The organism is Mesorhizobium argentiipisi (SeqCode) (assembly GCF_037179585.1).
Classification (GTDB): Bacteria; Pseudomonadota; Alphaproteobacteria; order Rhizobiales; family Rhizobiaceae; genus Mesorhizobium; species Mesorhizobium argentiipisi.
This window is the reverse complement of sequence record NZ_JAPYKO010000110.1, coordinates 1-454: the sequence shown is the minus strand read 5'-3', so window position 1 is coordinate 454 and position 454 is coordinate 1. Positions and strand designations below refer to the sequence as shown.

The 454-nt window shown below is 60.6% G+C and carries 1 tRNA gene; it reads left to right on the top strand.

Features of this window, described 5'->3' with window-relative positions:
* Positions 1-49: 49 nt before the first annotated feature.
* Positions 50-126, top strand: a tRNA-Met gene (locus O7A05_RS34160).
* Positions 127-454 lie beyond the last annotated feature (328 nt).

Below are 454 nucleotides of genomic sequence, written 5' to 3'. Positions count from 1 at the left end.
CAAGCAAACGCTTGCTCGTGTTCGCAAGCAAACGCTTGCTCGTGGTTGACGCGGGGTGGAGCAGCCCGGTAGCTCGTCAGGCTCATAACCTGAAGGTCACAGGTTCAAATCCTGTCCCCGCAACCAAACACAAAACGGCCCGCTCCTCGCGGGCCGTTCGCGTTTGTGATCGCAGGACGGGCACGAAGGTCAGGCCCTCACCAGGCCGAATCATTCAACCCGTATCGGCGCGCTCGTCATGGCGCTGCTCGCTAGCTGGAATCATGAACCGCGGCCGACGGGGACGTCAAAGTGAGCGCGGCAGCGTATTCAGAGACCAGCTCACAACGTAGCCATCCGGCGAAGACCGCAGTCGTGCGTATCCGGCTGCCATGAGCCCCTGACCCACTGCGGTGCTGGGTCAAGGTTTCGATGGTGAGAGGCGATGATATTCTTCGAGGAGGAGTTTGACCTC